Origin of the sequence: Streptomyces sp. NPDC048255, from assembly GCF_040652415.1 — a bacterium.
GTDB lineage: Bacteria > Actinomycetota > Actinomycetes > Streptomycetales > Streptomycetaceae > Streptomyces.
In genome coordinates this window covers 46,507-71,789 of sequence record NZ_JBEZMA010000024.1, presented here as the reverse complement: position 1 = coordinate 71,789, position 25,283 = coordinate 46,507, and the positions used below count along the sequence as shown (strand labels likewise).

General features: G+C 72.2%; 20 protein-coding genes. 11 read left to right on the top strand and 9 right to left on the bottom strand.

The window, feature by feature from the left end:
* Positions 1-64: 64 nt before the first annotated feature.
* The 3 genes from AB0D94_RS20330 to AB0D94_RS20320 all read left to right on the top strand — a co-directional run bounded on the left by AB0D94_RS20330 (position 65) and on the right by AB0D94_RS20320 (position 2,488).
* Positions 65-1,327, top strand: a complete 1,263-nt coding sequence (locus AB0D94_RS20330) for an FAD-dependent oxidoreductase (protein WP_362053563.1) — start codon at positions 65-67, stop codon at positions 1,325-1,327.
* A gap of 112 nt (positions 1,328-1,439) precedes the next feature.
* On the top strand, positions 1,440-1,667 hold the full coding sequence (locus AB0D94_RS20325) for a GNAT family protein (protein WP_362053560.1): 228 nt from the start codon (positions 1,440-1,442) through the stop codon (positions 1,665-1,667).
* A gap of 149 nt (positions 1,668-1,816) precedes the next feature.
* The gene (locus AB0D94_RS20320) at positions 1,817-2,488 is read left to right on the top strand and encodes a hypothetical protein (RefSeq protein WP_362053557.1); all 672 of its coding nucleotides are present in this window, start codon (positions 1,817-1,819) and stop codon (positions 2,486-2,488) included.
* On the opposite strand, the gene AB0D94_RS20315 is transcribed toward AB0D94_RS20320, so the two are convergent.
* Positions 2,457-2,681, bottom strand: coding sequence for a hypothetical protein (locus tag AB0D94_RS20315; protein WP_362053554.1), 225 nt, complete (start codon positions 2,679-2,681; stop codon positions 2,457-2,459). The genes AB0D94_RS20320 and AB0D94_RS20315 overlap by 32 nt on opposite strands.
* Before the next feature lie 325 nt (positions 2,682-3,006).
* Between AB0D94_RS20315 and AB0D94_RS20310 the strand changes: the two genes are divergently transcribed.
* A complete protein-coding gene (locus tag AB0D94_RS20310; RefSeq protein WP_362053551.1) occupies positions 3,007-4,149 on the top strand; it encodes a selina-4(15),7(11)-diene synthase in 1,143 nt (380 codons plus the stop codon).
* 64 nt (positions 4,150-4,213) lie between these two features.
* On the opposite strand, the gene AB0D94_RS20305 is transcribed toward AB0D94_RS20310, so the two are convergent.
* Positions 4,214-5,569, bottom strand: coding sequence for a cytochrome P450 (locus tag AB0D94_RS20305; RefSeq protein WP_362053548.1), 1,356 nt, complete (start codon positions 5,567-5,569; stop codon positions 4,214-4,216).
* 264 nt (positions 5,570-5,833) lie between these two features.
* On the opposite strand from AB0D94_RS20305, the gene AB0D94_RS20300 reads away from it, so the two are divergent.
* Complete coding sequence (locus tag AB0D94_RS20300) at positions 5,834-7,210, top strand: cytochrome P450 (protein WP_362053545.1); 1,377 nt, start codon at positions 5,834-5,836, stop codon at positions 7,208-7,210.
* Between the two features lie 177 nt (positions 7,211-7,387).
* Positions 7,388-8,245, top strand: coding sequence for an arylamine N-acetyltransferase (locus tag AB0D94_RS20295; RefSeq protein ID WP_362053542.1), 858 nt, complete (start codon positions 7,388-7,390; stop codon positions 8,243-8,245).
* Positions 8,246-8,312: 67 nt separating this feature from the next.
* Here AB0D94_RS20295 and AB0D94_RS20290 read toward each other — a convergent pair whose 3' ends face one another.
* Positions 8,313-12,998 (bottom strand): HEAT repeat domain-containing protein, encoded by a 4,686-nt coding sequence (locus AB0D94_RS20290; RefSeq protein WP_362053539.1) that lies wholly within the window; start codon positions 12,996-12,998, stop codon positions 8,313-8,315.
* Between the two features lie 271 nt (positions 12,999-13,269).
* Here AB0D94_RS20290 and AB0D94_RS20285 point away from each other — a divergent pair, with 271 nt between their 5' ends.
* A complete protein-coding gene (locus AB0D94_RS20285) occupies positions 13,270-14,001 on the top strand; it encodes a hypothetical protein (protein WP_362053536.1) in 732 nt (243 codons plus the stop codon).
* A gap of 122 nt (positions 14,002-14,123) precedes the next feature.
* Here AB0D94_RS20285 and AB0D94_RS20280 read toward each other — a convergent pair whose 3' ends face one another.
* The 3 genes from AB0D94_RS20280 to AB0D94_RS20270 all read right to left on the bottom strand — a co-directional run bounded on the left by AB0D94_RS20280 (position 14,124) and on the right by AB0D94_RS20270 (position 17,554).
* Complete coding sequence (locus AB0D94_RS20280) at positions 14,124-16,157, bottom strand: calcium-binding protein (RefSeq protein WP_362053533.1); 2,034 nt, start codon at positions 16,155-16,157, stop codon at positions 14,124-14,126.
* A gap of 202 nt (positions 16,158-16,359) precedes the next feature.
* Entirely contained in the window at positions 16,360-17,061 is a 702-nt protein-coding gene (locus AB0D94_RS20275; protein WP_362053530.1) for a DUF6766 family protein, read from the bottom strand.
* An 82-nt stretch (positions 17,062-17,143) separates the two neighbouring features.
* Entirely contained in the window at positions 17,144-17,554 is a 411-nt protein-coding gene (locus AB0D94_RS20270; RefSeq protein ID WP_362053527.1) for a hypothetical protein, read from the bottom strand.
* Positions 17,555-17,949: 395 nt separating this feature from the next.
* On the opposite strand from AB0D94_RS20270, the gene AB0D94_RS20265 reads away from it, so the two are divergent.
* The 3 genes from AB0D94_RS20265 to AB0D94_RS20255 all read left to right on the top strand — a co-directional run bounded on the left by AB0D94_RS20265 (position 17,950) and on the right by AB0D94_RS20255 (position 21,423).
* Positions 17,950-18,315 carry an SRPBCC family protein gene (locus AB0D94_RS20265; RefSeq protein ID WP_362053525.1) on the top strand — a complete coding sequence of 122 codons (366 nt, stop codon included), beginning with the start codon at positions 17,950-17,952 and terminating at the stop codon, positions 18,313-18,315.
* Positions 18,308-19,897 (top strand): NAD(P)/FAD-dependent oxidoreductase, encoded by a 1,590-nt coding sequence (locus AB0D94_RS20260; RefSeq protein WP_362053521.1) that lies wholly within the window; start codon positions 18,308-18,310, stop codon positions 19,895-19,897. Before AB0D94_RS20265 ends, AB0D94_RS20260 begins: the two co-directional genes overlap by 8 nt.
* 254 nt (positions 19,898-20,151) lie before the next feature.
* Entirely contained in the window at positions 20,152-21,423 is a 1,272-nt protein-coding gene (locus AB0D94_RS20255) for an extracellular solute-binding protein (protein WP_362053647.1), read from the top strand.
* 202 nt (positions 21,424-21,625) lie between these two features.
* Here AB0D94_RS20255 and AB0D94_RS20250 read toward each other — a convergent pair whose 3' ends face one another.
* Complete coding sequence (locus AB0D94_RS20250; protein ID WP_362053518.1) at positions 21,626-22,045, bottom strand: helix-turn-helix domain-containing protein; 420 nt, start codon at positions 22,043-22,045, stop codon at positions 21,626-21,628.
* Between the two features lie 127 nt (positions 22,046-22,172).
* On the opposite strand from AB0D94_RS20250, the gene AB0D94_RS20245 reads away from it, so the two are divergent.
* Entirely contained in the window at positions 22,173-22,568 is a 396-nt protein-coding gene (locus tag AB0D94_RS20245; protein WP_362053515.1) for an STAS domain-containing protein, read from the top strand.
* Positions 22,569-22,692: 124 nt separating this feature from the next.
* Here the strand turns inward: AB0D94_RS20245 and AB0D94_RS20240 are convergent, their stop codons facing one another.
* Together AB0D94_RS20240 and AB0D94_RS20235 are read right to left on the bottom strand one after the other, a co-directional pair.
* Positions 22,693-24,168 (bottom strand): DUF6493 family protein, encoded by a 1,476-nt coding sequence (locus AB0D94_RS20240; protein ID WP_362053512.1) that lies wholly within the window; start codon positions 24,166-24,168, stop codon positions 22,693-22,695.
* Between the two features lie 80 nt (positions 24,169-24,248).
* Positions 24,249-25,187 (bottom strand): alpha/beta hydrolase, encoded by a 939-nt coding sequence (locus AB0D94_RS20235; RefSeq protein WP_362053509.1) that lies wholly within the window; start codon positions 25,185-25,187, stop codon positions 24,249-24,251.
* Positions 25,188-25,283: the final 96 nt, after the last annotated feature.

Below are 25,283 nucleotides of genomic sequence, written 5' to 3'. Positions count from 1 at the left end.
TCGCCCCCGGTGCGGTATACGTCCCCCTGGGGCTCACCCGATCCCCGCGAAGGGAGTGGTTGCCGTGGAGCGAACGACGTGCTGCGTGGTGGGAGGCGGGCCGGCCGGAATGGTGCTGGCGCTGCTGCTGGCCCGGGCCGGTGTGGACGTGACGGTGCTGGAGAAGCACAGCGACTTCCTGCGCGACTTCCGCGGTGACACCGTGCACCCCTCCACCCTGTCGCTGCTGGACGACATCGGCCTCGCCGAACGGTTCGCCCAGCTGCCGCAGCGCCGCGTGACCTCGGTGCAGTTGCCCATCGGCCCGGACCGGTCCCTGGTCACGGTGGGGAACATCGGTGCGCTGCACGGGAAGTACAACTACATCGCGATGGTGCCCCAGTGGGACCTGCTCGACCTCCTCGCCGACGAAGCGGGCCGGGAACCCTCCTTCCACCTGCGCATGGACACCGAGGCGACCTCCTTCCTCGTCGAGCACGGACGGGTCACGGGCGTGCGCTACCGCACCGCGGACGGCAGCACCGGCGAGCTCAGGGCCACCCTGACCGTGGCCTGCGACGGCCGTGGCTCACTGGCCAGGGCACTGCCCGAACTCGGCCTGGAACGCTTCCCGTGCCCCATGGACGCCTGGTGGTTCCGCCTGCCGCGCCGCGAGGACGACCCCAGCGGACTGGTGGGCGCGCTGGGCGACAGGTTCTTCACCGCGCTCATCGACCGCGGCGACTACTGGCAGTGCGCCGCGCTCATCCCCAAGGGAACCGACCCCGAGCGCCGCGCCGAGGGCCTGGAGCGCTTCATGAACCGGTTCACGGCCGCCGCCCCATGGCTGGCCGACCGAAGCGACGCCGTCACCTCCTGGGACGAGGTGAAGCTGCTCGACGTACGGCTCGACCGGCTGCGCCGCTGGCACCGCCCCGGGCTGCTGTGCATCGGCGACGCCGCCCACGCGATGTCACCCGTCTTCGGCATCGGCATCAACCTCGCCGTGCAGGACGCGGTGGCCGCGGCCCGGTACCTCGTGCGTCCGCTGCGCGAGGGCACCGTAGGACTGCGCGACGTGCGCCGCGTCCAACAGCGTCGCTGGCCCACCACCGTGGCGACCCAAGGCCTCCAGCGCCTCGCCCATGCCCAGGTCATCGGACCGCTGCTGGCCGGCCGGACCGCGTTCGGCGACCCCCGGCGGGCCAAGCGGATGACGGAGCTCGTCACAGAGTCGCGGTGGCTGAACCGGGTCCCGGCCTACTTCATCGCGTACGGAGCCCTGCGCGAGCGCCCGCCGAGGGAATCGCTCAGCTCAGCGCGACGGCGTCCGCCCAGCGGAAGTTGAGGATGCAGGTGGTCTCTACGCCGCCCGCCCCCGCACATCGCCGCATCGGTGCCGACGGCCTCGACATCGGCTACTGGCTGCATCTCCGGTCGACCGGACGGGACTGGCCACGATGGCCACGGCGGCTCTTGTCCGCCAGGGCTTCCAGATGGCGGGCATCGACCGCCTGGAGATCCATCACGATGCGGCCGACCCGGCGAGCGGAGCCATCGCCCTCCGCTTGGGGTTCACCGAGATCGGACGCACCAGAGCACCGGAAGGGCCCGTCGCTCCTGGAGGGGTGGGGATCGACGTCGTGTGGCGGATGACAGCAGTCCACTGGCACACCCAGAGGGGCTGACCTCTCCAACTCCGACGGCGAGACGGGCGGTGAGGAGAGAGAGCGGCTTGCGCGGGCAGTTCGCTGGATTGCGGTGCGTGACCGGGCGGGTGCGGGCAGGCTGGACCCGTCCGGACCGGGCCGGCCCGGCTCGGACAGTACGGCACGGCATGCGGAACGGAAGGGGGCTGTGCGTGGTGGACGGGGCGTTCAGGGCACTGGGGGCGGCGCACGAGGGTTCGGTGGGTGTGCTGCTCGCGGACGGTACCGAGCCGGGCCCGGTGTACTACGACGTGGGCAGTGGCGGGCACGTGCCGTCCACGACGAAGTGGCATGCCTACGACGGCCGGTTCGGCCGGCCCAGGGCGGCCGTGCTTCGGGGCGCGTGCTCGTGCGGCTGGCGGGGGATGGCCGAGTACGCACTCAACTGGACCGTGCTCGGCGACCAGCGGCCGCTGTACGAAGCGGACGTCGATCTGTCCGGGCCGATCGCGGACTACGGCGCACACCTGTCGGTGGTCAGGGACGCCGCGGTGCCCCTGCCCGGGGACCTGACCGCGCTGCTGACGGAGCTGACGGGCCGTCTGGCCGACCTCGCGGTGCGGGAGCCACTGGTGGCGCTGAAGGCGCTGGCCGACATCCAGCACGTCATCGGACAGACGGGCGCGGACGCGGCCCGCGCCGTATGGGCGGGCAGGTACCGATGGCGGAGGTGGCGGTCGCCCTCGGTACCAGCGAGGCAGCGGCCCGGAATTACGTGGTCACCTACCTCCGCCCCTGACCCGCCGACCGGCCCCGGCCGGACGGCCGTCAGGGCGACTCGCGTGGTTCGCGGTCCATGACGCGACGGGCCGCTTCGGCCTCCGCCGCAGGTGGGGACAGTTCATCGAGGGTGTCGAGCTCGTCGTCCGACTCCAGTTCCTGCTCCCAGGCGGCCGCGAGTCGCTCCTGCTCCTCGGGCGGTTTGCTCGCGACGGCCTCCCGGTGGTGAGGGTCCAGAGCCGTGAAGAAACGTCCGACCGCGTCCGTCGGCATGCCGTACTCCTTGTCGCCGTGGGGGAGGGGCGGCAGCAATTGCGACGCCGTGCCCGGCCAAGCATCGCGAACCCGGCCGGCGCCGGCAGCGCGACACGGCGCGTCGCCACTCGTATGCCTGTGTCGGCCCATCAGGAACCCGGAGCCGCGGCCGCCTTCGGACAAACCGACTGCAAGGGGCACCCGACTCCGCACCGATCTGAACCTCCGCGAGATCGGTCGGAAGCATGAGCTGGCATGGTGCATATGGTCAGATCGTCCCACTGGACCGCGTCTTGGACATGCCGCATGATCACGAGTTGAGGTGCAGGAACGGGTGCACTGCATGCGCCGAGTGGTGCAGGCAGTGTCACCCGAGACAGAGGAGCCCCCACTCGTGATTGCCGTCCCCCCGCTGTTCTCCCCCATACCGCCCGCCATTCACCCCCGTCACGCGGAGATCAACACGCTGACCGCAGCCTGGGCGGAGGCTTTCGAGATCGGCTCCGTCGACCTTCGCCAACGCCTGGTGCGGCATGAGATCGGCGTGTTCGCGGCCCGGGTCCTGCCCCACGGCCGCGAGGAAGTCGTCCGGATCCTGGCCGACTTCGTGATGTGGCTCTTCGGTGTGGATGACGGCTACTGCGAGGAGGGCATCCTGGGCCAGCGTCCCGGAGATCTTGCAGGAACGATGCACCGCCTGCTGCGCGTTGCGCAGAATCCCGAAGCGCCCATGCTGCTGGACGATCCGCTGGCGGGCGGTCTGCGTGACCTCCGGTCGCGCGTGGACGAGTACGGGACGGACGCTCAGGCGGCCCGCTGGGTCGCGTGCCTGCGCGAGTATGCCCTCTCCGTCGTGTGGGAGGCGTCCCATCGCCGTGCGGGCACGGTCCCGAGCCTGTCGGACTACACCCTGATGCGGTTGTACGACGGCGCGACGACGGTCATCTTCCCTCTGCTGCAGATGGGACACGGGTACGAGCTGCCGGCCGACGAGGCCGACGCCAAGGCCGTCCGGGCGGCCGAGGAAATGGCGTCGTTCGTGATCACCTGGGACAACGACCTCCTCTCCGACCACAAGGAGCGCTCGGGGGACGGCTATTACCTCAACGTGCTCCGGGTCCTGGAGGAGGACGGCTTCAGTCCGCAGGAGGCGATGGCCCGGGCCATCGCCCAACGCGACCGCGTTCTGACCGAATTCATGCGCCTCACCGAACACCTCCGTGCCGTGGGCAGTCCGCAGATGCGCCAGTACACGGCCGGGCTCCGGAACTTCGTACGCGGCTCGCTGGACTGGGGCATCCAATCGATCCGCTACACCACCCCGGACGACCCGGCCGAACTCCCCACGACCGTCGCCGAGACGGCGACCGACGACAGCCTCGAACCACTGGGCATCGACGCGGTCTCGTGGTGGTGGAACGTGATCCCGCCGGGCCGTCCTCTGCGCCTGTCCCCGCCCCTCGATCTCACCGGCGCGAGGCACTGACCAGAGGGCCGAAGGCCCTGAACCCGTCCGCGAACGCCCGACGGGGGAGGCAGCTGTCCGGACGTTACGTACGCGCGACCACGGTCATGGGAATGGAGTCCGCGTGTGCCACGGCGGACGCAACCTCCCGCGGCGTGTGACCCTCGACCGGTACGAGCTTCCAGCGGTCCAGGATCGTCGCGATGGCGATCGTCGCCTCCGTCCATACGAACAGGTCCCCGATGCACTTACGGGATCCCGCGCCGAACGGGACGTAGGCGCGGCGGCCCGGTCCGTCGGCCTGCCGTTCGGGGAGCCAGCGGTCGGGGTCGAACACGTCGGCGTTCTCGTACAGACCGGGATCGCGGTGCAGCGCGTACAGGCTGAAGGCCACCTCGGTACCACGGGGCAGTGTGACCCCCGCCAGCACCACCGGCTCGGTGGTTCGCCTCATCAGCAGGGTGACGCCGTGGAGCCGGATCACCTCGTCGATGACGCGGCGTATGCCCGTCAGTTGGGGGACGTGCAGCGCGGTGACGGGGCCGTCGCCGACGACCCGGCGGACCTCGGCGACGAGGCCCGCTTCCACCTCCGGGCGGCGGGCGAGCTCGTGGAAGGTCCAGGCGAGGGTGGCGGCCGTGGTCTCCGCGCCGGCGAACAGGATCGTGGAGAGCTCGTCCCGGACGGCCTCGTCCGACAGTCCGGTGCCGGTGTCGGGATCCTGAGCCGCCAGGAGCAGGGACAGCAGGTCGTCGCGGCCCGCATGTCCCGCGGCGCGGGAGGTGCTCACGACCTCGTCGATGACCGTACGGAGGCTGGCGGCCGCGTGGTCGAAGTCCCGGTTGGCACGTATGGGCAGCCGGTCGAGGAACTTCGGGGACGCGGCGCGCACCAGCAGGTTGGTCAGCAGCACGGGCAGGTGCCGGCGGACCGCGTCGACGGCCGGGAGGCCGATGTCGGTGGAGAACAGCGTCCGTGACAGGGTCTCGACGGCGTACCCGGCCATGGCCGGTTCGAGGTCGATGACGTCACCGGGCTTCCAGGAGTCGGCGAGGGCCCGGGCGCTGCTGCTCATGATCTCGGAGTATCCGGCGATGCGGTCGCGCGAGAACATGGGCTGGATCATGCGGCGGTGACGCCGGTGGAGCTCGCCGCCGGAGTTGGCCAGGCCGTTGCCGGCCAGGGGCCTGAGCCTGTCGAAGAAGCGTCCCTTCTCGAACCGGTTGGCCTGTTCGACGGTGACCTCGTGCACGAGATCGGCTGTGGTCACCACGTACATCGGCATGGTGCCGAGGTTGACCCGTACCAGGTCGCCGTGGTCGCGCAGTGCCGAGAGGAAGCCGAGCGGGTCCCGCCACAGCGCCAGGGCGTGACCGAGGAGGGGCACGGCCCCCGGTGCGCGTGGAACGGAGCTGATGGGCACTTCAGTTGCTGACGACATACCTGGTGGTCCTTTCGGCGGGGGTTGCGCAGACCAGGATCCCCCCGTCGCGTCCGGGGGAACGCGGCGGCCCTGTGAACCGGCACACAGCCCAACAGGCAAGATCACAATCGGCCAAGTGTGCTTCGCCTCTCCTGCTGTTGAGGGAACCCTGGACGCTCGCGGTGCATCAGCCGACTGTAAGCTGCGCGGTGCTGACTCTTCGTCACTCTCAGTGCGGGCTCGACCCAAGCCTTCAGAGTCCCGTCCCTGCCCGGAGGCCACGTGACCACGCCATCCCTCGACCCGACCCATCCCTCGGACGCTGCCGCCCGTGGCTGCCCGATGCGCTCCGCGGCAGCCGACGGCGTACGCCCGCTCTACGGCGCCGAGGCGGAGTCGCAGCCGTACGCCCTCTACGAGCAGCTCCGGGCGGAGCACGGCGAAGTGGCTCCGGTGCGCCTGTACGGGGACGAGCCCGCCTGGCTGGTGCTGGGACACCGGGAAAATCTCGAGGTGATGCGTTCGAGGCTCTTCTCCTCCGATTCCCGCAACTGGAATGCGATCCAGAACGGGACCCTCGCCCCGGAATCGCCCCTGCGGCCCATCACCGCCTGGCAGCCCCTCGTTGCGCTGACGGACGGCACGGAGCACTCCCGGCTGCGGGAAGCGGTGACGGACAGCCTGGGGCGGGTGAACAAGCACCGCATGCGCCGGTACATCATCCGGTACGCCGCTCAGCTGATCGACGAGTTCGCCGGGAAGGGCCGGGCCGATCTCGTCGCCGACTTCGCCCGGAAGCTGCCCGCGCTCGTGATCGCCCAGCAGCTCGGCATACCCGAGGCTGACGCCCTGTCCGTCGGATCGGCCGTTTCCGACATGATCAGCGGTGGTGACGCTGCACTCGCCGGCAACGATCTGGTGATCAAGACGGTGGACGAGCTGGTGAGGAGCCGGAAGCAGCAACCCGGCGAAGACCTGGCCAGCTGGCTCCTGGCCCATCCGCAGGGCCTGACGGAGGAAGAGGTCCGCCAGCACCTACGACTGCTGCTGGTCGGTGCGCTGGAGCCCACCGCCAACCTCATCGCGAACACCCTGCGGATGGTCCTGACCGACTCGCGGTTCCGCGGGAACCTCTCGGGCGGCCAGATGACGCTGCCGGACGCACTGGAACAGGTGTTGTGGGACCACCCCCCGCTCGCCGTGGTTCCGACCCGCTGGGCCACGGACGACACCGACATCGGCGGCACCCGGATCGCGGCGGGCGACATGGTGATGCTCGGCCTGGCGGCCGGGAACGTCGATCCGGCCATCCGTCCCGACAGCGCCAGGCCCGTGCACGGCAACCGCTCGCACCTGGCCTTCGGCGCCGGGTCCCACGAGTGCCCCGGCCAGGACCTCGGCCGGGCCATCGCGGAGACGGGCATCGACCTGCTCCTGGAGCGCGTGCCGGACCTGACCCTGTCCGTCGACGACGAGCACTTGCAGGTCGTGGGTACATGGATGTCCCGCCGTCTGACCGGTCTGCCCGTCGTGTTCAAGCCCCGCCAGCAGGAGACGCCTCCGGTGCTGGTCCAGCAGCCTGCGCCGGAGCGTGTCCAGCGCGTGGCGGCCGTCCCCGCAGGGGCCGGCACCCGGTCGTGGAGGTTCTGGCGCCGGTAGCCGCCGCGACAGCACCACCCGTGCGCGGAACCACCACGAGGGACGGTTCCGCGAACGGGGGCCTGCCGGGCACCGGACCGCTCGCGCAGGGGTGCTGGTCCTAGGACGAACGGAGTAGGGGGATATCCGGCGCGCAGCCGAGGATGGGCTTCCGTACCGTTGGTTAGCGTCGCAGACATGCGGAAAGCCGATGTGCAAAGCTACCTGCGACGCCTGGGGATCCCGGATCCGGGCCCGCCCTCGACAGCCGGACTGCGCGCGCTCCATGCAGCGCACGTGGAACGCGTACCGTTCGAGACGTTGGAGATCCATCTGCGTCGGCCGACCACCGTGGATCCGCAGGAGTCCATCGCCCGGATCCTGCGCGGGCGCGGCGGGTACTGCTTCCATCTCAACGGCGCCTTCGCCACCCTTCTGCGAGCACTCGGTTACGCCGTTTCCTGGCATCGTGGCGGCGTCCACAGCACGTCACAGGCCCCGCCGCCGGGAGCAACCGGCAACCACCTCTGCCTCGTTGTGGCGTGCGAAGGCGAGTCATGGTTCGTCGACGTCGGGCTCGGTGACGCACTGCACGAACCGCTTCCCCTGCGCGCGGCGACCTACCGGCAAGGTCCCTTCACCTACCGGCTGACACGCTCGGGCGTCGAGCCGGGCGGCTGGCGGTTCGACCACGACCCGCGCGGAACCTTCATCGGCATGGACTTCTCGTTGGCCCCCGCAGGACCGGGTGACTTCATCGAATGGCACCGGGAACTGTCGACGTCGCCGGACTCGGGCTTCGTCCGCGTCGTCTCCGCCATCCGCAGGGATCCCCACGGCGTGGATGCGCTCGAGGGCTGCGTACTGAGCCGGACGGACATCACCGGCCGCAGCCAACGGGAACTGGACAACGAAAGCGACTGGTTCGGCGCTCTCGCTGACGTTTTCGGCCTCACCCTCGACGACGTCACAGCAGTCGAGCGCAGCGTCCTGTGGACCGACGTGTACTCCAAGCACCAGGTGTGGAAGGCCCGTCGCAGCGGCCAACGGCCTTGAGAGGGCGGTATCGAGGGCCGATGGAGGCCCTTTGGCGCGGAGACCTCACCCCTTCATCGTCAGGGCGCTACTCGGCTTCGGGGGTCGCGTTCTGTGTGATCCGTTCGAGGACCTCCGTGTACAGGGACCGTTTGTCGGGACGGACATGGCCGGCGGCATGTCGGAGAGCGGGGATCGCCGGCGTGCCCATCGCTACGAGCCCCTCGGCCGCGGTCCTGCGGACGACGGGATGGGAGTGCTCCAGCATGCGGGTCACGGCGGGGACCGCGGGTGCCCAGGCAGCGTGGCAGAGAGTCCGGATCGCCGTGCGCACCAGGTCCGGCTGGGGGTCGTCCAGCAGGACCGACGTGTGGTGCAGGTAGGTCTGCCGGTCCAGCATCGCCCGCGAGGTCCGGTGGGCGTGCAGGCGGACCTTGGGCCTGGGGTGATGCAGCAACTCGCCGATCAGGTCCCGCAGGCCGGGGTCCTGGTCCGCGTCCGGTCCCCTGTGTCCTTCGGCCAGACGCGTGAGTGCTTGGCGTACCCGCACCGGATCGCCGGTTCGGGCCAGTTCCAACAACTCCTGTCGGGAGGGGAGTTGTGCCGCTCCGGTCGCCTCGGCCGGGGCGCGCGCACGGAGCGCCGCCAGCGCGGCGGCGTCCTGCCGTACGGTGTCCGGGCCGCGCAGCGGACCCTCGACGAGGAGCAGCCCGTCCGCGAGCTCGTCGCGTCCTTCGGCGCGCAGCCGCCGGCAGGTCCGCGTCAGCGCAGGGGTGCGCAGCAGGGGACGCCCGCAGAGCAGGTCGAGGAACCCCCAGGCGCCGGCGTCGAGGCGCTCGGCGAGGTGCTGCGCCAGCACGTCGGCGGGGACCCGGCGCAGCGCCCGCCCGGCTGCGGAGCTGCTGGACGGCGGGTCGTGCTCCCACCATTCCAGCAGCAACGGAACCAGCAGTTCCAGGTCCCACGGGTCGAGCCGGCCTGCCGCGAGAGCCACCCTGTCGTGCAGGATGCCCTCCGCTCGGAGTTCCGTCTCGCCGAGGGCACTCAGCGTGCGGGCCAGGTCGGCACCGACGGGTACGTCGATGTGGCCTTGCAGGAACGCCCGCAGCACGGGAAGCCTCGCCTCGGGCTCGGGCCACTCCAAGAGCGCCAGGGCCGCGGTGTGCCGGCGGTCCGGGGCGGACGCCTGGAGCATGGCCAGCAGGCGCTCCCGCAGTGCGGCAGAACGGGGCTGGTCGAGGTCGTCGCTGTGTACGGTCCGCGGTCGTGGCACCGGCGCGTGGGTGGTCTCGGCGATGGTCCAGGGCGGTGCGTCGAGGGGCTGGATCGCCGTCATCCAGTCGATGAGGGCGGCGCGGACCTCGGGGCCGGCAGAGGCGTAGACGTCGATCAGCGCGGCCAGACGGTCCCGGGAGCCGGGGACGCCGTCGTGCTGCCGTTGGAGCCGGCGCCATTCCTCCAGGGCGCCCGGTGTGCGCACCGCGGCTTCCAGCGCGGCTCGCCACGCCTCGGCCCCGGCTCCGGCCGGCGCGGTGGCTTCGGGGGACTGCGGGATGGCGAAGGCGTCCCGCAGCACAGCGGTCTCGGCCTGCCAGGGGTTGGCGCCCAGCCGGGCCGAAGCGAGTGCCTGCTCGAGGTCGGCGCGGACCAGCACCGCGCCGAGGCTGCGCAGCAGCGTCAGCGTGGACCGGCTTCCCGCGGGCACGGATGCGGGAGGCAGCGCGCGTACCGCGTCGACGACAGCCTGCTTCTCGACCGCCGGCAGGGTCGGCGCGACCGCTTCGAGCACCTCGAAGAGGTCGTGCCGGTCTTCTGCCGAGGCCGCGTCGGTCCCGTCGGTCCCGTCGGTCCCGTGGGTCCCGTCGGTTCCGTCGAGCCCGTCGAGCAGGACCCCGGTGAACCGGGCGAAGGCCGCCAGTTCCCCGGCCGTCCACGGTGCGGGGCAGAGCCGCAGCGTGAGCCGCAGTACGCGCCCCCGCGCAGCCGGTTCGGAGCCGGCCAGGCGAAGCCAGTCCGGCAGCATGGGCCGCAGCACCCGCAGCTGGGTGGGGTGCGGCAGCTCGTGCCTTTCGGCGATGCGCAGGGCGGCCGACGGATTCCAGCCCGCCGCAGTCAGCGACCTGACGTCGAGGTCCGCTGTGATGTCCACCGCCGGCCGGGGCGCGGCGGGCGCGGTGATCCCGTGCTCGGCCATGGCCGTCGCCAGGTCCTCGACGGTCCCGGAGGCGAGGCGGACCCGGCCGGTCGCCACCAGGGCGAGCAGGGTCGGTACGACCCGTGACGCCTGGTCGTCCAGGGCCAGGACCGAGCGCGCCGGCACGGTCCGGTCGAGGCCTTCCAGCAGCAGTTCGCGGGCGCGGCGGTCTTCGCTGTGTTCGGCGGCGGCGAGGACGGTCGCCAGGTATGCCTCGCCCAGGATGGCGCGCAACGCCTCGACGAGCGTGCCGCGCAGGCCCGGATTGTCGTGATGCCCGAGCCAGAAGAGCAGTGCCGGTACCGCCGTGGGCGTGCCCGCGCGGACCAGAACCCCGGCGGCGGTCTTCTTGACGTTCATGTTCGGATGCCCGAGACAGGCGGCGACCGCGGTCGAGGCCCAGCGGGCCCGCGCGTGTCCGAGGGCGAGCAGCGCCTGCCGGACGGTCTGGACGTCCTGGGCGGCGGTCAGCGCGATCAGGGTCGCCGACAGCGCCTGTGCGTCGTCCCCCGTGGCGTCGCGGGCGAGCAACGCGATCACGTGCTTGCGCACGTGCCGGTCGCGGTGCCGCAGCAGGCGGTGCGCCCGCGCACGGGTGCGCGCGTACGGGGCCCGGAGCAGGAGTTCGAGCAGGATCGCCTGCTCGCCGCTCGACAGCCCGGGCCGGTCCAGCAGATCCAGCGTCATGGTCGCGACGAGAGCGTGTCCGGCCTCTCCTGCGGTCGCCGCGTCGAGCAGGCAGGACGGCCTGATCCGTCGCCGCTCGTGGAGACGACGGCCCAGGCCGTGTACGGCATCCAGGATCTCCTGGGGTACGACGGGTTCCCCGGCCGCTTGTCCGCCTTCGAGTCGTGGGGAGGCTCCGCCCGGCTCCCGGGACGCCGCCAGCTCGGCCACGATGCGCAGGAGCAGGTCCGCGATGACCGGCAGCGTGCCGGCGCCGCCGTGGGCGGCCAGTCCGCACAGCGCCGCCACCGGCTCGTCCGGGTCCAGATGGGAACTCAGGAGGGCCAGTTCCTGCTCGTCCGGGCCACCGAGATCCGCCGCGATACGAGCCGGCAGATCGGCGGGATCGAGACGGACGAGGACGGCGCGCCGCTGTTCCGGATCGTGCGTCAGATGCCACAGCACCTCAAGGGCGCGGTTGCGCACCGCGCGCAGATGCGGCGCGATCACGCCCCCGCTCTCCTCCGGGGCGAGACCGAGCCCTTCCCTCAACGCTGCCACCGTCCGGTGCCCGCCGATGGCCTCCAGAGCCTCCAGGGCCGCCGCGGGCGCCGACGGCAGGAGAGCGATCACGGCGTCCTCGGCCTCCGCATGGCGCAACGCGCGGATAGCGTCCAGAAACGGCCCCGGCAGGGGAGCCGAGGGAAGAATCCGTGTGATCGCGTCCCCGATCGGAAGTTCCCCCGTCCCCTGTCCGGCCAGGGCGACCAGCAGCGTGAGCCGCCGCGGCCAGCTCGGATCGTCGGCGGGCGCGTCCACCAGTACCCGGAACACCACCTGGCGGCAGGTGAACAGGATCGTCGCGACCTCGTGGGGCGCGATCGAGTGATCGGCCAGAGCCAGGCCGAGGATGGACGGGACGTGCGCACCGTCCGGGAAGTGCCCGCGCCGGTGGAGCCCGCGCAGGCAGGTCACCGCCGGCCCGCCGAACAGCAACGGGTCCCGTGCGGCGACGGCCGCCAACGCGCCGATGTCATCGCGGTCCGCCAGGTCGCCGAGCAGTTCCATCGCGCGCCGGCGAAGCCCCGGCGGCAGTTCCGGATCGTCGACGACCTGCCACAGCAGCCCACCGTGCCCGTGATGGGCCGCGGCCGCGAGCGCGGCATCGGCCGCCTCGGGCCGTGTGACGACCGAATCGGCAACGAGAAAGGGGGACAGGAGTCCCAGCGGCAGTGAATCCAACGCCGCCCACGGCTCGGTGAGTTCACCCAGCACGGCGGCGATTACGGATGCGCTGCCCACACCGAGCAGGCTGATCAGATGTTCGCGAACCAGCGCGGGAGCCAGCAGACCGGCGTGCAACCCCTGCCGGGCCAGCCGCAGCGCCGCTGCTTGCAACACCGGGTCACCGCTGTTCACCAGCTCGTTCACGAGTTGCGCGGGCTGGTGCGCGCAGGCGAGGGTCGTTTCCCGCACGGCCTGGTACAGCAGTTCGCCCGGAGGCTCCTTGCGGATCACCGTCGGCTCGTTCAGAAGCTCAGCGCGCAGCCAGGCGATCCGTACCCGTGCCGGCAGCTCAGCCGTACGCCACGACGGCCAGGTCAGCCCCCGGAGATACGGCCCCAGTCGTTCATGGAGCCGCGCCAGGACGAGTACCGCCTCCGGCGGCCCCTCCACCGATACCGGCAGCAGCCCCGCCAGCTCGGCCATCTCCAGCGCGTCGCCCGTCCTGCCCGAGGTGACGCGCTCGGTCATCAGGACCAACCCCAGGTACCGCAGGCGGGGATCCTCGTGCCGGATGAGACGTCCGAAGACGGCCGGCGGGCAGAGCTGCGCGTCGAGACGGCTGGACAACCAGCCGACGTCAGCTCGACGCACCGCGTCCTGGAAGGGTTTGTCGGCCGGCGTCATCATCGTCGGATGCTAACCGGGACGTTTCCGGCCCCACCAGCGGGATCCCGTCGTCGAGGAGTGCGAGGCCGGCACCAACGGCCCCGATCCGTACGCACCAGGCCGTTTCTTTCGGCCTGGTCAGCCGGATGATGTGAAAGAACGGACTGGGGCTGGTTCGACGCCGAGGCGAGGGCCGCGCCGCCGGGAGCAGACCCCGGCTGCCGGGCGTTGGACCGTCGAAGGGAGTGTGTCGCGTGCAGACGCCGCACACCAGAGTGATGAGGAGGACCCGATGAGCACGGCCGACGAGGGACGGCAGTGGCCGGACGAGGTCAGTGTCGACAACGCGAGGACGACGCTGCTGCAGCTCCTCGCGCGGGCGGGGGTCCCTTCCGGTGACGCGCTGGAACTGATCGGGCTCGTGGAGGCGGGTGCGCTGGCCCTCGCGCACGAGGAGCTGAGCGGCGGCGACCGCAGCGCGCCGGGGGACAAGGGCGAGGTGTACGAGTCGGGCTGGCTCGACGGCGCCGCGGACCTCCTGGACGAACTCGGCGGGGTGGCCGAGCGGACCCTGCAGGAGGTCGTGGGAGCGGACGGGCAGGCGGGCGCGGCCGTGGAGCGTCCGCGGGCCGGGCGGATGGAGGTGGAGCGGGCGCGGGTGGCGGTGACGCCCCTGTACCTGTCGTTCACCGCGGTCTCGGAGCTGGATCCGGAGGTGACCGAGGAGGTGCTGTCCGCCGTCCTCGGTACGATGAGTCCCCGGCAGCGCGCCAGGTACGCCGGGCGGCTGACGGAGTTCACCGCGGCCCACCGGGCCCGGCTGGAGCGGCTGTTCGCGGCGTTCGGACCGGGCAGCGGGATCACGGTGCACGGCCGCTATTCGCTCGTCCACTCCGCCACGAGCATCGCCGTGCTGGAGCGGCTCGTCACCGCGCCCCAGAGGCTGCGGGAGGAGTGGGACGCCGCGGAGCTGCCGCCCGCGTGGCTGGACGGGCTGACGGCGGCCTGGAACGCCCCGGCCTGACCGCCGCCGCCGGATTCCCCCAGGCCCCCTGCCTTGCCTGCGAGAGCCGTCGCGGCGTGGGCGGCGACGGCTCTCGGGGAAGGGGTGCGGAAGGGTCGGGGAAGGTACGGATCAGGGGCGCGTCAGGGGCAGCTGATGCGGATGTCGCCCGGGTCGGTGGTGCAGGTGTCGGTGCCGAGACCGCCGTTGGCGGTGTCGTTGCCCGCGACGCCGTCGGTGGTGGTGAGGCGGTCGTTGCCGTAGGAGCCGGTCAGGGTGTCGTTGCCCGGGCCGCCGTTCAGGGTGTCGTCGCCGAAGGCGCCGTCGAGGTTGTCGTTGCCGTAGCCGCCGTGGACGGTGTCGTTGCCGTAGCTCGCGCGCACGGTGTCGTTGCCGCCGAGGGCGCAGATCACGTCGTTGGAGAAGCCGCCGTTCAGAGTGTCGGTGCCGCTGGTGCCGATGATCGTGCAGCCGCGGGCGTTGTTCACCGAAGTGGTCGCGGTGGACGTGTTGTTGGTGTTCGTGGGGTCCTGCTGGTCGGCGCTGACGGTGGCGCTGTTCGTGAGCGTGCCGGTGGCCCGGGGCTCGGCCGTCACCGTGACCGTCGCGCTCGTACCCGGGGCCAGGGAACCGAGGGCGCAGTTGGCCCCCGTCGCGGTGGTCGTACAGGTGCCTTGCGAGGCAGCGGCCGAGGTGAGGGTGACACCGGCCCCGGAGAGCGTGTCCGACAGCGTGACGCCCGTCGCGGTGGCGGTGGACGCCGCGGAGTTGGAGACCGTCAGTGTGTAGGAGGCGCGGTCGCCGATGCTCGCGGTGGCCGTCCCGGCCTGCGTCACCGACAGGTCCGCGTTCGGCACCGCCGTCCCGTCGCCGCCCTCGTAGCGGGCGAGGGCGAAGGCGAAGCCCGCCCCGTAGCCCGCCGCGACGATCTTGCCGTCCGGCTGTACGAGCACCCCGCGGGCCTCGTCGAAGTCCCCGAAGCCGGTGACCACGAAGCCGTCGCCGCCGAAGCCGGTGTCCACGGTGCCGTTGGTGTTGAAGCGGGCCAGGCCGAAGTCGTTGGCCTCGGCGCTGTTCGGGTCGTCCCCGCGGCCGGCGAGGACGATCTTGCCGTTCTGCTGGAGCGCCATGCCGTACGCGATTCCGCCGTCGCCGGGGAAGTTGACCGAGGTGCGCCCGCCGGTGCCGAAGCCGGTGTCGGGCCCGCCGTCGGCGTTGTAGCGGAGGAGGGCGAGACCGAAGCCGCCGGAACCCGCGGCGACGATCTTGCCGTCGGTCTGCACCGCCACGGCGTGGCCGAACTCCGTGCCGCCGAAGTCCGCGGTCACCATGCCGTCACCGCTGAAGGTGGTGTCGAGGCTGCCGTCGGGCAGGTAGCGGGCCACCCCGATGTCGAAGGCGGTGTTGCCCACGTAGCCGACCGAGACGATCTTGCCGTCCGGCTGGAGTGCCATGCCGCGGGCGATGCCGCCGGCGTCCTGGGGCGAGGTGGGTGTGAAGCCCGCGACCACCGCGCCGTCGCCGCCGAGGCTCGGGTCCAGGTTGCCCTCGGTGTCGAGGCGGACCAGGGCGAAGCCGCCACCGCCGCCCTTGCCCGCGGCGATGATCTTGCCGTCGGACTGTACCGCCACGTCCGCGCCGTCCGCGGAACCACCGAACTCGTCGACCCGTACCAGGCCGCCGTCACCGAAGCCGGTGTCCAGACTGCCGTCGGTGTTGTAGCGGGCCACGGAGAAGAAGCAGCAGCCGCCGCCCTCCTCCGCGATCACCTCCGTGGTGCCCGCCACGACGATCTTCCCGTCCGAGGGCTGGATCGCCACCGCGTTGCCCGTGTGGCTGCCACCGCCGAAGTCGCTGGTCACCATGCCGTCGCCGCTGAAGGTGGGGTCGAGGCCGCCGTCGGTGTCGTAGCGGGCGAGCGCGAAGCCGCCCTCGCTCAGGCCCGCCACGACCAGTCGGCCGTCGGCCTGCCGCGCGATGTCGTGACCTTCCGCGTAGCCGGGGAAGGCGGTGGTCACCCGCCCGTCGGGCCCGAAGGAAGGATCCAGATCGCCGGGGGCGGCCAGCGCGGTCCCGGGCAGCGCGAGTACGAGGCCCAGGGCGAGCGCGGCCAGCACCCCGGCCCTCCCGCCCGCTGCGCGGCCCCGGTCCGCCGGTCTGAGGTGTGCGTGGGTCATGGGCGTACGGACCTCCGTCTTCGCGGCGTGCAGGGAGCAGCGCACAGCTTCGTACCGGAGAGCGCCCGCGCGCCCGCGGGCCGTGCCGTACTGCGCCCACTGGACCCCGGGAACCACCCCGGCGGGGGAGCGCGCGGGGGGTGATCGGTCCCCGCGGGACGGACACCGGCCGCCCGGCCGCCTGACGGCCCGACCGGCCGCCTCAGCCTTCGACGCCGGTCGAGGTGTGGGCGGCGCCGACCGGCTTGGACTCGGGAGACCCCCGCTGGCGCAGGTAGACGGAGAGGATCGCCATCGCCGCCACGGCCAGGAACTCCGACTGCCAGTTCTGCAGGGTCCTGCTCCAGAAGTCCGGGGAGGCCACGTAGCCGCTCCACCCGACGGGGTCCTGGAACTTCCGCAACTGCTGCTCGTTGTAGGCGGCCGCACCGGCGATCGACTGGGCCAGCCAGGACAGGACGAACAGTACGGCCATGACCAGCCCCAGCGAGCGGGAGTAGAGCCGCTGCCGCCAGTCCTTCGTGCCGGCCCACGTCGGGGAGTCCTCCCCCGCGTGATCGCCCATGCGCTGCTCGCGGTCGGACTCGGTGCCGACCTTGTGGAGTTGCTTGGACTCCGGCGAACCGCGCTGGACCAGCCACACCGTGCCGAAGACGAACAGGAAGAACTGCAGGAACTCCGACTGCCAGTTCTCGGTGACGTCCACGGCGAAGTCCGATGACATCGCGTACTCGCCGAAGCCGAGCTGCTGGAGACCCTCCGAGGCGAGCTCCTCGTTGAACGCGGCGTGCCCGGCCAGAGCCTGACCGAGAAGGGCCAACAGGAACGCCGTCCCGAAGACGAGGGTCAGGCTGTTGTCCCTCCAGAAGTTCGCGCGCCGCCGGTCCTGGCGCTCCCGGTTCACCGGTACATCGCCCCGATCGCAAGGAAGTACGCCAGCCCGCCCAGGATCACGACCAGGCAGACGACGAAGAGAACGCGCACCTTCAGCCGCCCTTCACGACACAGCGGTGGGGCCCGTCCGACCGCGGTGTGCAGCCGGCCGCGACGACGAGCCAACCTCCGGCGAACTGCGACAGGAACAAGGTCTGCCCCTCGGCGCGGACCAGGGCCTGCCGCCCGTACACCTCGACCGTGCGGACCTTCCCCGGCGGCGTCAGCTCCTGGGCCTCCAGGGCGGGCCGGCAGGCCCGCTTCTCGTCCGCTTCGACCTGGGCGCGGGTGTCGGGGGCCAGCAGCGCGCAGGCTGCCGCGTAGTCCCGTAGAGCGAGAGCCCGGCCGAATGCCCGGCCGGCGTCCCGCGCGCCGTCCACGCGGGCGGCGCCGGCCCCGCATCCCGACAGCAGCAGCCCGAGCAGGGCGGCCCCACCTGCCGCCGTGGCGGCCCTCGCATCCACGTACTTCCTCCAACCGGCGCTGACGGGCGCGAACAGACCTCTGGGCATTCTTTGACCGCCCGGAGGGCACTCAGGCACGGACACCGGTGATGCCGCCCGTCTGGAGCACGTGCCGTGCCCCCCCCCCGCACCGTCGTCCCGGCATGATGCGAGGTGATCCGGGTACGCGCCCCATGACCCTGACGTCCGCCTCGCAGCGCGGTCCCGTGCCGTCGGCCCTGGCCCCGGCCCCGTGCTCCCGGCCCCGTGCTCCCGGCCCCGGGAGGCGGCCTCGCCGTGAACCGTCAGCCCAGGCAGGAGGCATCCCCCATGGCCGTCCGTCATCAGCTGGTCAGACGCCCCCCGCACGCGGTCTGGACCGTACTCGCGGATCCGACCCGGTACGGGAGTGGGTGGTGGGGCCCTCCAGCTCCACGCCCCTCGACGGGGACTGGCCCGGGCTCGGCTCCCGGCTGCGCTACACCGTGAAGCTGGGCCCCTGGTCGGTCGAGGGGGTGACGACCGTGCGCCACCGGGAGCCCGGCAGGGAGCTGGAGCTGGAGGCGTCGTTCAAGGCCCTCGGCACCGCGAGGATCTTCCTCCAGCTCCGGCCGTGGGGCGAGGAGACCCTCGTCGTCTGCGACGAGCACCCCCTGCGCGGCCCCGCCGGAACCTTCCACAACCCCGTGAGCGAAGCGGCCCTCCAGCTCCGGCACCGGGGCATGCCGGCCCGTCTGGCCGGCCTCGTGGAGGAAGAGCATCGGGAGGTCCGCCATGCCTGACGCGGTGGTGATCGGCGCGGGCCCGAACGGACTGGTGGCCGCGAACCTGCTGGTGGACGCGGGGTGGAGCGTGGAGGTCCTGGAGGCGCAGACGGAGCCCGGAGGGGCGGTGCGCAGCGACCGCGGCGTCCACCCCGACTACGTGTCCGACCTGTTCAGCGCCTTCTACCCGCTGGCCGCTGCCTCCCCGGTCCTCGCCCGCCTCGACCTCGCCGCGGAAGGGCTGCGGTGGAGCCACGCCCCGCGCGTGCTGGCCCACCCTCTGGGTGACGGCCGCTGCGCGGTGCTGGAGCGCCGCGCGGAGGACACCGCGGCCGGGCTGGCCGAGTTGGCGGAGGCCGACGGGGACGCCTGGCGGGAGATGTACGCCACGTGGAGCCGCGTCGGCCCCGATCTGGTCCGGTCCCTGTTCACGCCCTTCCCGCCGGTCCGGGCCGGACTCCGCCTGGCGGCGAAGCTGCGGGGCGCCGGAGGGCTGCGGCTGGCCCGCAGCCTGGTCCTGCCGGTGCGCCGCCTGGGCGAGGAGGAGTTCCGCGGCGAGGGCGGACGGCTCCTGCTGGCCGGCAACGCCCTCCATGCCGACCTGGCCCCCGAGACGACCGGCGGCGGGGGCTTCGGCTGGCTGATGTCGATGCTCGGACAGAGTCACGGTTTTCCGGCTCCCGTCGGCGGCTCCGGCGCCCTGACCGCGGCGCTCGTGAGCCGCCTCCGGCGCCGCGGGGGCGGCCTGCGCTGCGGGGAGCGGGTCGTGTCCGTAGTCGTACGGGGCGGCAGGGCGGTGGGGGTCAGAACGGCCGGCGGGGAGACGGTCAGCGCCCGGCGGGCCGTGCTCGCCGACACGTCGGCGCCGATCCTGTACCGGGACCTCGTAGGCGAGGAACACCTTCCGGCCCGCCTCCTGCGGGACCTGGCGCGCTTCCAGTGGGACTTCTCGACCTTCAAGGTCGACCGGGCGCTGACGAGCCCCGTGCCCTGGACGGCGCCGCAAGCCGCCGGGGCGGGGACGGTCCACGTGGCCGACGGAATGGACGTCCTGACCCGGTTCGCCGCGCAGATCGCCAGGGGACAGGTCCCCGACGAACCGTTCGCCCTCTTCGGCCAGATGACCACCGCGGATCCCGGCCGCTCACCCGCGGGCACGGAATCGGCGTGGGCCTACACCCACCTCCCGCAGCAGATCACCTCCGACGCCGGCCCCGACGCCATCACCGGCCGCTGGGACACCCGGGAACAGGAGGCCATGGCCGACCGCGTCGAAGCGCAAGTGGAACGGTTCGCGCCCGGCTTCCGTTCACGCATCCTCGCCCGCCGCATCCTGGCCCCCACCACCCTCCAGGCCATGGACGAGAACCTCCACAACGGCGCCATCAACAACGGCACCGCCGCCCTGCACCAACAGGCCGTCTTCCGCCCCACCCCCGGCACCGGCCGGCCCGAGACCCCCGTGAAGGGCCTCTACCTCGCCTCCGCGGCCGCCCACCCCGGCGGAGGCGTCCACGGCGCACCCGGCGCGAACGCCGCCCGAGCCGCCCTGCGGCCCCACGGACTCCACACCGTCCTCCACCGCGCCCAACGCCTCTGAACCGCCGGCCGGGAGACGCGTGTGCGCTGCCCCGTTCGGTTCCGTACTCGCATGTCGGAAAACACCAACACGGAAACCCTGGGTTGGGTCATCGACCACACATGCGTCCCGGATGGAATCAACCACGCCGTGATCAGGAGAGAATCCCGGCCACCGGGCAACGGCGGGGCACCAGGGCACCCCCCGGCCCGGAGTGACATGGGCAGTAACCGGAACCGAAAGAGAACCAGGGGTATTCACCCGTGCGACGAAGGATGTTCGGTACGGCCGCCACCGCGGCCGTGCTCGGTCTGCTGACACCGCTGTCCGGATGCGGAGCTTTCGAAGACGGCGCGAGCGGCAGCGGTACGCTGCGCCTGGTGGCCGCCGAATACGGTGACAACCCGGCCAATAGTTCCAAGGTCTTCTGGGAAAAGGTGACCCGCGATTTCACCGCCGCCCACCCAGGAGTCGAGGTCGAGGTCCAGCTGCTCCCGTGGGCCGACATCGACCGCGAGGTGACCCGTATGGTCAAGGCCGGCAAGGCCCCGGACATGGCCCTCATGGGCTCCTACTCGGACTTCGCGGCCCAGGGCAAGCTCTATCCCGCGGAAGATCTCCTCCCCGTCACCGCGGAGGCGAACTTCCTCCAGCCGCTCGCCGAGGCAGGTACGGTCGGCACCACCCTGTACGGCCTGCCCTTCGTGGCGAGCAGCCGGCGACTCTTCTACAACGAGACCCTGATGAACCAGGCCGGCGTCAAAGCGCCGAAGACCTGGACGGAGTTGAGGAACGCCGCCAAGGCGCTCAAGGACAAGGGCGTGAAGTACCCCTACGCGCTGCCCCTGGGCCCGGAGGAGGCGCACGCCGAGGCGATGATCTGGGAGCTCAGCAACGGCGGTGGCTACGCGGACAGCGCCGGCAACTACAACCTGGCCTCCGACCAGAACATCCAGACGTTCCAGTGGCTCAAGGACAACCTGGTCACCCCCGGCCTGACCGGTCCGGTCCCGCCCGCGGAGCTCAACCGCGCCGACGCCTTCGCCGCCTTCACGCGCGGCGAGGTCGGCATGCTCAACGGCTACCCGTCGCTCGTCCACGAGGCGCGGGCCAAGGGCATCCGCGTCGGCACCGTGTCCATGCCCGTGTCGGACGACCTCGGCCCGGGGGAGAACCCGCCCACCGTGGGCGTGGCCGACTGGATGATGGCGTTCAGGCAGAACGGCAACGCCGAACAGATCGGCATGTTCCTGGACTTCGTCTACCAGGACAAGAACCTGTCGGACTTCGCGAACCGCTACCACCTGCTGCCCTCGACGGTCAGTGCCGCCCGTTCCCCGGCGGGCGGCGGCCTCGACGCGGTCGACGCGGACTTCCTGACCGCCCTGCGCACCGCCAGGCTCTACCCGGTGAACGAACCGTCCTGGATGGCGGTCAGCGACACCATCAAGCGCAACATCGGCCGCGCGGTGGAACCGACAGGCGACCCGAAGACCGTCCTGGACGACATCGCCGCCAAGGCCGCCGACGCCGGCGAGAAGGACTGAAGCCGACGCGGCGGGGGTGCGGCCCCCGTCGCAGCCATGGTGGCCAGGGCCGCACCCCTAGTGCGGAACCTACCCGCATTTTGCGGCGCCATGTGCGTTTCACGTGCGTTTGCCCAGCTCAACCTGTTCGCCGACTGCTCATGCGCGGCGGCGGGCGGGTGCGAGTAGTGTCGAAAGTGGCGGGCTGTGCGGCGCCCGGGCGTCACGTGTGCCGGCCGCCGCTGCCCTCGTTCTCCCGGCTGGCGCGCCTCATGTGCGCGGGCCGCCTCTCGGCGGGTTCACGGCTCATCCAGTCGTGCGGGGAGGTGTCGGCGGACTGCGGGACGGGTCCTTCGGCGAGGAGGGCGAGCAGCCCGGCGATGTCGTGCCCCGCCTCGGCGGGGTGGCGGAACTTCGCGCCGAGGGCGATCTCGTAGTGGTTGCGGCGACCGTCTCGGACACGCCTCAGGTACCCGGCGTCCTCCAGATCGGTCACGATCGACTGGACCGTGCGCTCGGTGAGGGTGCAGATGTCTGCGACCTCGCGCAGGCGCACGCCGGGATCCCTGGAGATCGCCAGGAGAACCCGTGCATGGCTGGTCAGGAAGGTCCAAGGTGATCGGTTACCGGCGATATCTCCCATGTATCCACTATGCCCAGATTTGGGATTGTTCCACAAAGTACGTTGTATTTTTCATGTAATTCTTGACGTACGTCCGCACGGTGCCGACCATGCTGCTAGAGGGAGACAGGACCGCAGGGAGGGTGAGATGACCCAGACCTTGGACCCAGGCCGCAGCGGCGCTCCCGCCTCGCCCGACGCGGCCCGCCTGCAGGTGAGCGTCACCCCCGGGACGCAGGGGAGCGCCCATGTCGTCGTCTGCGGAGAGATCGACTTCCACAACGCCTCCAGCCTCCGCGGAGCGCTCCTGGTCGCCCTCACCACCTATCGCGGCACCATCACCGTCGACCTGCAATCCGTCACGTTCTGTGACTGTGCGGGCCTCAACGCCCTCCTCCACGCACACGACGATGCCCAGCACGCCCGCCGCCACCTACGGATCACCGGCGCCAGCCGCCAGGTGAGACGGCTGCTCCGCCTCACCGGCACGGATGCGTTCCTGAGCGGCGACGCCGTCCAGGACGCCCCCGGCGACACCGCGTAGGGCCGCGCCCTACGGGCCGGGTCGCGCCTCCGGGCGCGGGGAGCCACCGCCCCCGGCCTCGCCGTCCGACGGCGCGACCCCGGGCGTCGCCTCCGACGGCCGCGACATCCCGACCGGCACCGGCTCACTGACCTCGCGCACCGGCAAGGCGGGGGCCGCTGAGTGCAGCGCTCAGGCGGCGGGCTTCCGCGACCAGCCGGGAGGACCCGGGACGGGCCGCGACCGTCGCCACCCCGGCCGGGAGCGGTCCCACCGCCCCGCAGCGCTCGGCGCACTCGGCGGCGACGGCCAGTACTTCGCCCGCACCCCGCACCGAGGGCAGGAGGACCGGCAGCACCTCGGCGAGGACGGCCCACAAGGTGGCGTACGCGCCCGCCGCCGCGGCCGAACGGGCCGCGTCCGCCAGCCGGTTGGGCTTGACCGTGCCCAGGGCCGCCATCGCGGCCAGCTCGCGGCCCAGCAGCGGGGCATCGAGCTCGCCCCGGGCCGCCAGCACCAGCAGGGCCTCCACCGCCGGGCGCCGGCTCCGCGGGTCCCGCCCACCCAGCCCTGCCGCCACGGCCGCGTGCAGCGCGGGTCCCGCGGGCCCGCCCAGCCGGGCGAGCTGCGGCAGCATCCAGGCGCCGCCGTGGTCGCCGGCCGTCGCGGCCAGCGTCACCTCCGGCAGCAGCCAAGCGGCCTGGGTGTCCCGGTCCTCGGGCAGCACCGCGGCCCGTACGGCATGCCCGCCGTGCCAGTGGTAGCACTGGGTGAATCCATCGTGCGGGCGGCCCAGCCAGTGGAAGGCATCCGGGAACTCCCCTCGCAGGACCGGTCGTTCACCGCTGAGGAAGGTGACCTGCGGTACGGCGGCGCCGGTCCGCGACCAGGCCCGGTGCGCCTGCGGATCGGGCTCGACGACCCGGCGCAGCGCCGTGCCCGGCTCACCGTCCGGGCGTAGGCCGTGTCCCAGCCAGGCAGCGAGCCGGTCGCCCTCGGCGGTGCCGAGCCGGGCGGCCGCCTCAGCGGCCCGATCGTCACGGCGTACGCGCAGCAACGCCTGGCCGAAATCGGCCGGCTGGGGCCGGACGCCCAACCGCCCGTACTCCGCGAGCCGTTCGACCAAATCGGCCGCCTCCAGCGCGCCCGTGTCCCAGGTCGGCGTGGCCAGCGGGAAGGGCAGGGGGTGGCCGGACAGCAGCGCGTAGCCGATCTCGCGCACCCGCGCGGTGACCACCAGCTCCAGCCCACCCTGCGCGCACTCCTCGTGCCCGCGGTGCCGGCGCACGTACGCGGGCTTGAGGCTGTACCCCGGCACCCGCCCCAGCAGCGTGGCCACCACGACGTCCACCCCGCCGAGCCGCTGCGCCTCGGTCTCCTCCTCGGTGTAGCGGTGCCCCAGCGCCGTGGACAGGGCCGTGACGAGTGCGCGGCGGTCGCGGTGCGCCTGCCGCACGAGCCCGTCGAGGGCGCGCTCGAACTCGGCCACGGTGTGCGTGCCGGAGTCGAGATGAGCCGCCGTCAGCTCGACCGTCTCGGCGATCCCGGCGGGCGCGGCGGCGAGCCGCCGTACGGGAGGCACGGGCGTTAGGGTGTCCTGAGCGGCGGCGGTCCAGATCATGCCGCAAGGCTAGAGCGCGCCACTGACAGCCCGAGCCGCCCGCCCCGTACCCCCTCGCCCGCGGTCCGAGGCACGTCGTCTCATCGAAGGAGAGCCTGGAGCTCTTTGATCATCTCGGTGACCGCCGCCTCCGCGGCCGGAGAGACGGCGAACATGTTGAGGAAGCCGTGGACCAGCCCGTCGTAGTCGCGGACGAAGACTTCGACTCCGGCGTCCTTCAGCGCGTCGGCGTAGGCCAGGCCCTTGTCGCGGAGCGGGTCGTACGCCGCGGTCCCGATGAGGGCGGGGGCGACGCCCGCGTGGCCGGCCGCGCGCAGCGGGCAGGCCCGGAAGTCCTCGCCGGCCGTCCGGTCGCCGCCGAGGAGCATCTCCGTGAGGTCGCGAAGGTCTTCGCGGGTGAGCAGGTAGCCTTCCGCGTTCTCGGCGTGGGAGGGGTAGCCGGCGCCGGTGCGGTCCGTCGCCGGGTAGGCGAGCAGCTGGGCGGCGAGCGGTTGCCCGGCGTCGCGGAAGGCGAGGGCGACGGAGGCGGCCAGGGCCGCGCCGGCGCTGTCGCCCGCGACGGCCAGCCGGTCGCGCCGGCCCCCGTACGCATCGATGCGGTCGGCCACCCGGCGGGCAGCGGCAAGGCAGTCGTCGAACGCCGCCGGGAACGGGTTCTCCGGGAGCCGCCGGTAGTGCACGGCGACCACGACGGCACGGAGACCGCCGCAGAGACGGCGGGCGACATGGTCGTGGGTGTCGAGGTCCCCGACGACCCAGCCGCCGCCGTGGAAGAAGACGACGGTCGGGGCGGGCCCCTCACCGGCAGGCCGGTAGACCCGCACCGGAACGGGACCGGCGGGCCCCGGGACCGTGCCGTCCTCCACGCCTCCGACTTCGAGCGGCGTCTTCGGCGCCACCAGGGCATTCGAGTGGCGTTCCCCCTCTCGGAGTACGGCGGGGTCGGCGTCGGCAATGCGCGTCCTCGGGGCCGCGTTGACGCCTTCGAGGAGCGCGGCGATGGACGGGTCCAGGGGCATGACGGAAGGCCTTCCGGGTGACTTCGGCACGTGCGGTGTCAAGGACACACCCGCCGACCGGGCTGTAGGAGGAGGCGCGCCCTCAGATGACGCCGT